Source organism: Arthrobacter sp. ok909 (assembly GCF_900104405.1).
Taxonomy (GTDB): domain Bacteria; phylum Actinomycetota; class Actinomycetes; order Actinomycetales; family Micrococcaceae; genus Arthrobacter; species Arthrobacter humicola.
Genome location: NZ_FNJS01000060.1, coordinates 1 through 10,113 on the forward strand (window position 1 = coordinate 1; position 10,113 = coordinate 10,113).

Below are 10,113 nucleotides of genomic sequence, written 5' to 3' on the forward strand. Positions count from 1 at the left end.
ATCGGGTGCGCGTACGGGCTGTCATCGGCCTCCTCGCGGACGAACACCAGGGCGCGCATCAGGCGCCGGCCCTCGTTGTCTTCACCGAAGTAGCCCACGGACCACGGCTCGAAGCAGACCAGGGACATGTCGGTGATGCCCCGCTTGGCCAGGGCGGCCTGGACCTCGGGGTTCTTCCGGCAGCTCTCTTCACCCTCGGCGAACTCATCCAGCATGAACGGAGGCTGGATGTTCGCGGCCAGCTGCGTCCACTTCGAGACGATGCCCGAATCAAGGTCGACAATCGCTTCGTAGGAACGTCCCTCGGCACGGTTGACCAGGACCGCATCAGCCTCGCGCACCGTCTGAGCGCCGCTCCGCAGCAGTTCCTTCTCCGGCTCGCGCAGCTCAATACTGATAAAGCGGAACGACTCCGCCGCGGCCTGGCCACCCTTCAGGATCGAAGCCGCCCGGGAAATCTCGGCGCGGGACAACGGATCCAGAGGGTGCGATACCCCTACAACGATCTCGGTTTCAATGTTAAGAGTCATGGTTTTCTCCTTGATTGGTTCTTTTAGGACGAGGGATCCCTATGGCCTGGCAGACGAATTGCCCCGTGAGATGTGTGGGGTTTGGCGAATAGGTGGCAGACCACTCATGTGCTTGAAACCTGCCCGGAGGACGCCGAGCCTGGACGGCTGCAGTTGGCCTGCAAGATCCTGACCCGGCAAACCGGTATCCCTTAAGTTGCTAAGGGCCAGTGGAGCTCTACCCTGAACTCCACCCGCGTGACGCCGGTCACGTGTTCCTCTTGACTGCCAAGCTACGTCAAATAAATCATTTAGTCTAGCTTTTTTTATAGGTATTCTTATGCGTCGTTTTCGTTCGGAACAGTCGTGTTCCGGTCGATATGGGCCCCAAGACGGGGCCGATCCGTTGGTTAGCGGGCCAGCAGCCAATCAGATGCCGCTTTGCGATAGCGGATGATGCCTTTGTATTCGGCCATGTCGTCGGGTAGCTCGGCCAGCACATGACCCATTTTTTCCCGCCACGCAGGTACCCGGGCAATGTCGGTGAGGGGCAAGAGGTGGGTCCGGACCAGGAACAGCAGGGCACCGGAGTGCGGGAGACGGATCAAGTGCTGCACTTCCACCCGCAGATGGAGCTTCTCCGGCATGGCAGGGTCGTCGGCTATGGTGCTGCGGTCCGGGCCCCATTCAGGGTAGGTTTCGGTGGAGGTGTCCATACGCCGGCCGATGGTCATCGTCCAGTTGGTCCGCCGGAATTGTTCCCCGGGCTGCAGGCGCAACAGGAACTGCTCAGCCCGGCTGATGATGCGTTCTTCCTTTACCCGCGGGACGGGGTGGTGGATTTCGAGGAAGTTCATGCCGACATCGAATCCGAATGACCAGTCGGCGGCGAACGTCACGAGGCCGGCATCCAGCCACAGCGTATCTTCACGGACGTCAAGAAGAATGATGTCGTCCTGGATCTGGCTGCCGAGGAACCGCATTGGCCCCTCCGGCAGTGAACTGTCGTCGCCAACGGTGAATTCCACCTCGAGATTCTGCAGGCCATTACGCCAGCGGCAGCTGTTTCCTTCCCGCTGGAACGACATCGTATCCGGGTAATCTTCCGCCATGGAGGACAGCAGGGTGGTCAGGGCGTCCCATACTGCCGGTCGCATGTGGGGGAGGACATTCACACGGGAAGGGTCGCGGCTCAGCACCTTGGCGCGCTCGGCAAGTTCGTCCAGATAATGTTCGTCGATGTCCACCAAATGGGCTCCCCAGGCGCCGGCTTCTGTCGGTGCTGTCTTGGTGGCCGGTTCGACGTTCGCGCTGTACCGGTAGGTGTCGGAGGCAAAAGGAAAGGGAAAGCGCCTGATCCGTTCCGGGAGGAGGGCGGCGTGAGGATCGATATCGATGATTGTGCTACTCAAAGGTCCAACTCCAATTCTGGGTCGTTGCTACGCGAAACGCAGCACATCATGGTGGTGTTCGCTGCTTTTTCCTGGTCGGACAGGTAAAGGTCCCGGTGCTGAGGTGCGCCGCGAAGTACCGGGAGGACGCATTCGCCGCAGATGCCTTTGCGGCACATATGGGGGATGGTTTTCCCTGCTGTTTCGAGCGTCTCCAGCAGCGAAACGCCGGCCGGAACTTCCAGGCGAACGCCGCTGCGTGCCAGATGCACCGTAAAAGGTTCGCCCGCATCCAGTTCGGCTGCGCCAAAGGCCTCTGAATGGAGGCGGGCGGATGACCAGCCTTGGCTGCGGGCCTCTTCGAGGACCGCATCCATGAAGACAACCGGACCGCACACGTAGAGGTGGGTTCCGAGCGGCTGCGTTATAAGTGCATCCGCCAGAACGTCTTGGAAACTGCCCCGGTCAGTGCACTCGACCAAAGCGGTCAACCCCGGCCCCAGCAGTTCCCGCGCTTCCGCCACGTGGGCGCCGGCGGCTGGCCGGTGCACGTAGATCATTGATGCTGTGTTGCCCCGTTCCACCGCGGCCCTGGCATGCGAAAGAATCGGCGTGATCCCGATTCCTGCAGCAACAAGCAGATGATGTTTCGCCGTTGATGCGGGGGCAAAGGCACTCCGGGGGCGCGAAACGTTAACCCGGTCACCGACGGAGAGCCGGTGCATGGCCACGGAGCCGCCGGCACCTTCTTCGACCCTCAGCACAGAGATGTTGTATTCGGATGGCGCGTTGCCTGAACCTGTCAGCGAGTATGCATTGACGCCGCTCCCGTATTGGACCACCAGGTGGCTCCCCGGGACATAGGAGGGCAACCGTCCACCTTCCGGAGCAGCCAACGCAATGCTGACAATCGATTCCGTCTGACGGCTGACTTTTGTCACCTCCAGATGGAGGCCTCCCTCCACCGCCGGGTGGACATGGGGCTGGAGCGCTATGGCGGTCATGCTGCCTCCTCGGCATGGGCTGAGTAGCCTAGATATGCGCCTCTTCGTCGGGAAAAGTGGTCAGTGATGCTCAAGGTGGTCGCGCATCCTTGGCACTTCACCTCGGTGCCGGCTGCCCCATCGATGGTGGTGGCAAGGCAATGCGGGCAATAAACTAACCGGGGTCCGGTTTCGTGAGGCAGGAGTGTTACCTCCTCGCCCAGAAGTCCGCAGTCCGCGGCGGCTGCGGCGGCTGCTCGGATGTCCGTCGGGGGGCCTGCGAGCACAAGGCGGACGCCTACACGGGAACTGCTGAACACGGACATGAGTTCCGAGAGGGTGTCGGCGGTTGCTGCTTCGAAATGGAGATCGTAGCGGGGCTGGCTATCGGCGTCTGGAACTGCGGTGTCATCTGTGGATCCGAAGAATACACAGATGACACCGCGGAAACCAGGTTCCAGGCCGGTGCCGGCTGCTGACGGCGTGGACGCGGAACGCATGGTCGGTCCTTACGGTGCGAAGGTGCGGTCGCCGGCGAAGAACCCCAGACCGTACTCGGGGGTCTCGAACTTGACGGTGGTGCCCTTGGGGAAGAACAGCACATCGCGTTCCTTGGCGTGCGTCACGTCTCCCGTCGTCTGGTCCGTGAGGATGAATTCACCCTTGATGACGACCTTCATTTCGTCGTAGGTGTACGTGTACACCAGCGGATCTGAAGCCTTCAGCTCGAAGAACCCGGCGCACATGACCGACCCCTCGGGGTTGTGGAGGGAGTCACCGATCGCAGCGACCGTCCCAGGCTCGTCCATCGACGGCAGTCCGATGAAGCCGTTTTCTACCTTGTGGATGGATCCGGCCTTGCTCAGTGTTCCTACGAGGGTGGTTTCCATGGTCTCTCCCGTGAATAGTGTTTATGAAAGATTTGTCAGAACTTTTCATCTTTTGGTGCATAGAAGACTGCGCTGACGATCAAGTCAGAACCCCGGTTTGGGTTTCGGGGAGGAATCTTCTGCAAACCGGCATCCTCTAATTTCCGGAGGCCGAGCCACGCTCCGCTCCGAGCCCTGCCGGTGTGATGCCAGTCACATACGTTCTTCCATATGCAAAACTACGCTACGGAATTCATCTAGTCCAGTCTTTTTTAGGAATATTCACTTTCGAGGTTCAAGTTAATATTTCCCACAACAGTTGACATGTGGGGCCTGAGGCGCCGGAGTCATCGTCGCCGGCGCCATTTGTCACCTTCATGAGACCTGTTTGGCCAGTCATGGAATCGTCGGGCGTGTTGTGCCGGGTACACCGATAGTCCCAGAATCCCATTCCTGCGGATCTGAGCGTTCTCGGGCTTCATTCCAGGCCCGGATGCTGTCTTCCCGGACGACGCCGGACGTGCTGTGAGCGGGATGCGGCCCTGCTGCAGGACGCGCATGCGGTGCCGTCCTGGCCGCTGCGGGACATGACCCCCTACGAGGCGCCCAGCCCGCAGGCGGCCTGAGAACCCCGCGCCCCAGTCGGCCGTCCCCTCCGCCGGTCGCTGCCGCCTGCTTGGAAACCGGCGCTTCCGCAATCAAGAAAAACCCACCCGACCGCTTGACAAGGGAAACCCCCGCCGACCGCGCGGCCATTCGTGTACACGGCAGCCGAACAGACATGCTGAAAGATCCACCGTCATGCTGGAAAGGTGAATGTCTCGACAAACTCTGCGAGCCTGAACGCCAGGCTTGGCCCGTGCCGTCTTTGACGCATCGGCCACCTAGTTCAGAGGTCACGGACACAACCGGTAACGCGATCCTCCGGCACAAAACGCCCAAGAAAAGAGTGCCTACGGTGGAACAAGCAAGGGCCACAGAATCCCGGCCACAGAGACGGGAAGGCAGACCGCTACTTGACCGGTCTGCCTTCCCGTCGTGGAGAGATTAGATCAGTGCGGGTGCAAGCTGATCGTCCTCATCAGCATCAGCATCAGCGTCAGCAGAGACCGGCACGGCTGCCGCATGTTCTTCCAGCACACCCGTTCGGTGCCTGATACGCAGCCTGTACAGCAGGAGACCGACCACAACGACGAAGCCGACGAAGATAACCCCACCCCACTGGAAATACCATTCGAACGGAGGCACGGAGTTGTAGATCTCCGGCCGAGGCCAGATCAGGTTGACGGTCATTGCGGCTCCCCACACCACAGCAATGAGATTGACGACAAAGCCCCACTTACCCAGGCTGAAGCCTGTCTCTGTCCCATCGTCAGCCAGCGGCCACTTATTCAGGAACCTGTTACGGAGCATTGGAGCGGTGACCAGCAGGTAGGCCAGATAGATCAGGACGATTCCAATGCTGGAAAGAATCGTAAAGATGGCGGGCTGATCAATATTGATAAGCAACGGGACGATCGCGATAACGCCAGTGGTGATGGCCGCCGCCGTGGGGGTCTTACGAACCGGGTGGACTCTCGCAAGCTGGCGGCTGAATGGCAGGTTATTGTCCCGCGCCATGGCGAACATCATGCGGATGGCCGCAGCATGGATGGCGAGGCAGCAGACCGTGATTGCCACCACTACGCAGACCAGGAACGCCTTGCCGAAGGGTCCTCCGAGGACCGACAGGAGAATGTACTGCAGGCCTCCGTCTGCTTCCCCGAGCTTAGGGTCGGAGAGGTCCGGCGCAGCGAGGAGAGCAGCGAGGAGCAGTGCTCCACCCAGGACGAAGGACGCCGTTACGGCCCTGATGATTGCCCTTGGCGCGGTCTTCTTCGGGTTCTTGGTTTCTTCTCCGAGGGAACTGGCGGTGTCGAAACCGTACATGGCGTAGCCGGAGGCCATAGATGCGATAAGGAAAACGCCGAAGTATCCGAGGGGCTGGCCTTGGCCTAGCCCCCGGGTGTCGAATACGACCTCAGGCCCGCGCACTGCGTGAAATGCCAGGGCGAGGACCAGGAATACAGCCGCGAAGAGTTCAACAAATACGCCGATGCTGTTGAGCTTGGTCAACAGCTTGACGCCAAACGCATTCACAAGTGTGCTGAATGTGATCAGGATCGTTGCAAGCAGGACGCCGTTGACCGCGAAGTCGTAGGGGCCGGTTCCGTCACCTACCAGCTGGAAGCCTTGCCAGATCTGCGGCATTGTAATCTGAAGGGACAGTGCCACAGCGCCGATTGTGACGATTGACGCGGTCAGCATCAGCCAGCCTGCCATCCATGACGTCGTTTTCGAGGCAAGCTGCTTGGCCCAGTTGTATACGGCGCCGGCGACCGGATACCGGCCCGAGAGCTCGGCGAAGCAGAGCGCGACCATAAGCTGGCCAACGAATACTAGGACCCAGGTCCACCAATAGGCCGGTCCTGCGTTAGCGTAACCGAAGTAGAAAAGCTGAAAAACACTAGTGAGGATAGAAATGTAGCTCACGCCAGCCGCGAAGCTGGCAAATTTGCCGATACTACCGGTCGAGAGCGACTGCTTGTAGCCAAAGTCACTGAGACCGCTCGTGTCGTGGTCCTTGAGTTGAGACATGGGGGAGTCCTTAGTCGAATCTGAACGATTGCGCCGTTGGGGTCGTTGAGGAGGTCGCCGTTGGGGTCGAATTCGCGGGGGTGTCCGTATTCGGGAGAAGTACTTTTTCATCCGGTCTGCGATCTTTGCAGGACTTCGGACCGTTCCCGCAGCGTCTCCTGTGAAACAGATCACTCTAAAGATTACAGACTTAAACCTGCATTGCAACAGTTTTTATTCATGTCAATTTTGCTGCTTCGTTGCCCACCTGTCAGGAGAGCTGTTCTCGGCCAACCTCGTCAGTCCCCTGTAGATGTTGAGGCTGGTACCGCCGGTCGTCCACGTCCAGGCCCACGAACTCCTCCGCTGAACGCACGCCGCCACCCTGGCCAGCTGGGGCCGGAAGCCGCCGTCTCCAGTCAGCGGACACGCCCGACCTTGAACGCCAAGGCTCGCAAAAGAGACAGGCATGAACCGCCCGGGCGTCGAGGTGCTCACCATCACACCGCCCAGGTTCCCCGGCGACCCCGGACCCTGACCAACCAGATCACCACGGCGTGAACTTTAACAACGGTCCACTGTCCTACTTCAGGAGGTCTGAGGCTGGGTGGTATAGATCAATGAGAGCCCCAGGTGGGGAACATCCAGAGCCAGTCGGTGCTGGTCTGGAGATCCGGATTTGATCCGCTCGCCAACCAAGTACATCCCGGAGTTGCCAAGAATGACGCGGTTGCTGGCGTTGATGAGGGCAGCATCGGCTGGGATAACGCGCAGGATTGGCATGAGGAGTGGTTCGAGGTCCTTGATCCGAATGTCGCATCCCGCCACCCCCGCAAAGTTTCCATGGACGGAAAACGGTGCCGCGAACGTAAGGATGTATTCCTCGAAGCCGAGATAATCTATATACGGGCCCCAAAGGGTCTGTTCACCTGTGGAAGCGGCGGTCGAGAAGAACGGTAGCTTCTCATAATCGTAGTATCGACTGCTGCCTGGAGTCAGGTCGAAGTCAAGCCTTCCGATGGCCCCGGAGTCCTTGCGGGACCACCATTCCAAAGCCCGACCGCCCTTCTCAACGGATTCTGCGGCGAGGAAGGTCCCGGCGCCGACAGCATAGGTGTTCTTGGTCAGGAACTCCCGTGAGAGTCCGTCTAATCCGACCAGTGCAGCCTTGTTGACCTTGGACTTGCCCGCGAGGTTTCGTTCAAGCAGGGAGGCAACGTTTCTGGAGAGTTCCTTGATCTCGGTGGAGACACCGCTGGTCCACGAAGTGAGCGCGTTGGCAGCATGTACGACTTCATTGTCGGGGTTCATTGGGCCATCCTGAGTTGATTCGGCGTAAGCCAAGGTGAGTTTCGTGATCAGGTGGAAGATGTTTCGCCTGACATGCTCAAGGAACCGTTTCCGGGCCTTCTCGGCTTGGTCCTGGGCCAGGCCCGGACCAGTTCCAAGTGTCAGCGGTCGCCGCTTCGGGGTCAAATGCTACGGCGAGGGTCACTGGCCATCCTGAATTGATTGGGCGTAACCGAGAGTGAGCTTTGTATCAATCAGGTGGAAGATGTTTCGCCTGATGTGTTCAAGGACCAGTTTCTGGGCCTTTTCGGGTTGGTCCTGGGCCACGGCCCGGACCAGTCCCAGGTGTTCAGCGGTTGCCGTTTCGGGGTCAAATGCTACGGCGAGGGGGGTCCATAGCTGTTGAACTGTTTCCTCCTGAAGCCGGATTTCGGCATTGGCAAGCCTCGGTGATTGCGCGGATACTGCCAACTCGATGTGGAAGCGGCTGTCAGCAGATGCACGCACTTCGGGGGTCACGGCCAGAACCAATGCCCGCGCAAGTTCCTGAAGACGGTCGACGTCGTGTGCTTCCGCTCGCTCACATGCCAGACGGACGGTCGCGGCGGCTATGGCGGAGTGTTCGTCGCCGATGTCGCGTATTTCCGAAATAGACGTCGAGAGAAACCACTCCCGTATGGTGTCGGTCTGGGTCCGAGGCTGATTGACGACGAAGGTCCCCCCGCTCCGGCCTCTGCGGGTCTCGACGACTCCCTGCTCGCGCAGTTCCGCCAAAGCTTCGCGAAGGGTTGCGCCGCCGACCCCAAACATGTCCGAGAGTGCCGCTTCGGGGGGCAGCCGTTCACCCACTTTGAGCAGCCCGAGGGCGATGGCCTTTGTAATTCTGTCGACAATCGCATCGGCCCTCTCGATTTCCGGCAAGGCTCGATATATCTGCGACTGGAATGAGGTCGGCGTGGCCAAAAGTCTGCGCTCCGAAAATGGGCTACGGGTGGGGGGATCTAGGCAGTCCGGGCAGTCCTGAAGAATTTTGATCCTTCAGTAGAGTCTATGCAATAAATCCTTCAACACTCTGGCTTTCCGGCCGGACTGGCCGCCCTCCCCCGGACGGTGACGAAATGGATGAAGCCATCCCCGCCCTTGCGAACCAGTCTCTCGTAATGAACCACTGGTCATGCATGTCCTGTCCATGGACCAGGTGGCGGCCGCTTTTCGACGGCCGCAGATTCTGCCACGAGCGGACAGGCCCTTCGGGCAGTCCACCGGGGACGGAAACATCAACCCATCCTAAAGTGTAGTCAGAACCGTCAGAAAACAGTGTTACCCCTGCCCGTCTGCTTCGGGATTATGGATATCAACCAGAAAGCCTCGTCCGGCCCGCTACAGGCCGAGTGACCGAATCGAAGGGGATAAATCGTGACTGCGACAGCAAATGCAACGCTCACCGGGTACAGCAGCACAGAGGACATTGTCCGCAATCTGGCCCTTGTCAGGGACGAGATCGCGGACACGGCGGCCAAGATCGAGGGGCAGCAGGTCGCCGATCTCGCCCGTCATCTCACCCAGCCGGGCCGGGTGTTCGTCGCCGGCGCGGGCCGGAGCGGCCTGGTCCTGCGGATGGCCGCCATGAGGCTGATGCACCTGGGCCTGAATGTCCACATCGCCGGTGACACCACCACTCCCGCAATCGCTTCCGGCGACCTGCTCCTGGTGGCCTCCGGATCGGGGACGACCTCGGGAGTGGTCAAGTCAGCGGAAACGGCGGCGAAGGCCGGGGCGCGTATCGCCGCGTTCACCACCAACCCGGCTTCACCGCTCGCCGGACTCGCCGACGCCCTGGTGATCATTCCCGCCGCGCAGAAGACCGACCACGGCTCCAGCGTCTCCCGCCAGTACTCCGGGTCCCTCTTCGAACAGGTCCTTTTCCTCGCCACCGAGGCCCTCTTCCAGTCCCTGTGGGACAACACCGATGTGCCCGCCGAAGAGCTCTGGCTCCGGCACGCCAACCTCGAATAACCGGGGCCCCTCAACTTCCACACCCACCGCAGTTACCTACAGAAAACCGCAGTTCCTTACAGAAAGCAGAAACACCATGAAGCTCCAAGTTGCTATGGACGTCCTGACCACCGAGGCCGCCCTCGAACTGGCCGGCCAGGTCGCCGAATACGTCGACATCATCGAACTCGGCACCCCGCTGATCAAGGCTGAAGGGCTCTCCGCCGTCACCGCCGTCAAGGCGGCCCACCCGGACAAGATCGTCTTCGCCGACATGAAGACCATGGACGCCGGCGAACTCGAAGCCGACATCGCCTTCAAGGCCGGCGCCGACCTGGTCACCGTGCTCGGCACCGCGGATGACTCCACCATCGCCGGCGCCGTCAAGGCCGCCAAGGCCCACAACAAGGGCATCGTCGTGGACCTCATCGGTGTCGCAGACAAGGTCACCCGCGCCAAG

General features: G+C 60.3%; 9 protein-coding genes and 1 pseudogene. 2 read left to right on the forward strand and 8 right to left on the reverse strand.

The window, feature by feature from the left end; translation table 11 throughout:
* The 8 genes and pseudogenes from BLR03_RS23365 to BLR03_RS23400 all read right to left on the reverse strand — a co-directional run.
* Positions 1-530: pseudogene (locus BLR03_RS23365) on the reverse strand (tyramine oxidase); the annotation flags it as partial.
* Between the two features lie 389 nt (positions 531-919).
* Entirely contained in the window at positions 920-1,921 is a 1,002-nt protein-coding gene (locus tag BLR03_RS23370; protein ID WP_254788675.1) for a heme-dependent oxidative N-demethylase family protein, read from the reverse strand.
* Positions 1,918-2,460: a flavin reductase family protein gene (locus BLR03_RS25130; RefSeq protein WP_254788676.1), complete on the reverse strand. Its 543-nt coding sequence runs from the start codon at positions 2,458-2,460 to the stop codon at positions 1,918-1,920. Before BLR03_RS25130 ends, BLR03_RS23370 begins: the two co-directional genes overlap by 4 nt.
* Before the next feature lie 440 nt (positions 2,461-2,900).
* Positions 2,901-3,383 (reverse strand): dimethylamine monooxygenase subunit DmmA family protein, encoded by a 483-nt coding sequence (locus BLR03_RS25405; protein WP_091256900.1) that lies wholly within the window; start codon positions 3,381-3,383, stop codon positions 2,901-2,903.
* Positions 3,384-3,392: 9 nt separating this feature from the next.
* On the reverse strand, positions 3,393-3,773 hold the full coding sequence (locus BLR03_RS23385; protein ID WP_091256902.1) for a cupin domain-containing protein: 381 nt from the start codon (positions 3,771-3,773) through the stop codon (positions 3,393-3,395).
* Positions 3,774-4,799: 1,026 nt separating this feature from the next.
* Positions 4,800-6,389 (reverse strand): APC family permease, encoded by a 1,590-nt coding sequence (locus BLR03_RS23390; protein WP_091256904.1) that lies wholly within the window; start codon positions 6,387-6,389, stop codon positions 4,800-4,802.
* A 567-nt stretch (positions 6,390-6,956) separates the two neighbouring features.
* Positions 6,957-7,679 carry a cache domain-containing protein gene (locus BLR03_RS23395; protein ID WP_091256906.1) on the reverse strand — a complete coding sequence of 241 codons (723 nt, stop codon included), beginning with the start codon at positions 7,677-7,679 and terminating at the stop codon, positions 6,957-6,959.
* Between the two features lie 180 nt (positions 7,680-7,859).
* Positions 7,860-8,579 (reverse strand): FadR/GntR family transcriptional regulator, encoded by a 720-nt coding sequence (locus BLR03_RS23400; protein ID WP_254788677.1) that lies wholly within the window; start codon positions 8,577-8,579, stop codon positions 7,860-7,862.
* A 495-nt stretch (positions 8,580-9,074) separates the two neighbouring features.
* Between BLR03_RS23400 and hxlB the strand changes: the two genes are divergently transcribed.
* Together hxlB and BLR03_RS23410 are read left to right on the forward strand one after the other, a co-directional pair.
* On the forward strand, positions 9,075-9,674 hold the full coding sequence (hxlB, locus tag BLR03_RS23405) for a 6-phospho-3-hexuloisomerase (RefSeq protein ID WP_091256909.1): 600 nt from the start codon (positions 9,075-9,077) through the stop codon (positions 9,672-9,674).
* Positions 9,675-9,750: 76 nt separating this feature from the next.
* A partial coding sequence (locus tag BLR03_RS23410) for an orotidine 5'-phosphate decarboxylase / HUMPS family protein (RefSeq protein WP_175460683.1) occupies positions 9,751-10,113 on the forward strand: 363 nt, incomplete at its 3' end.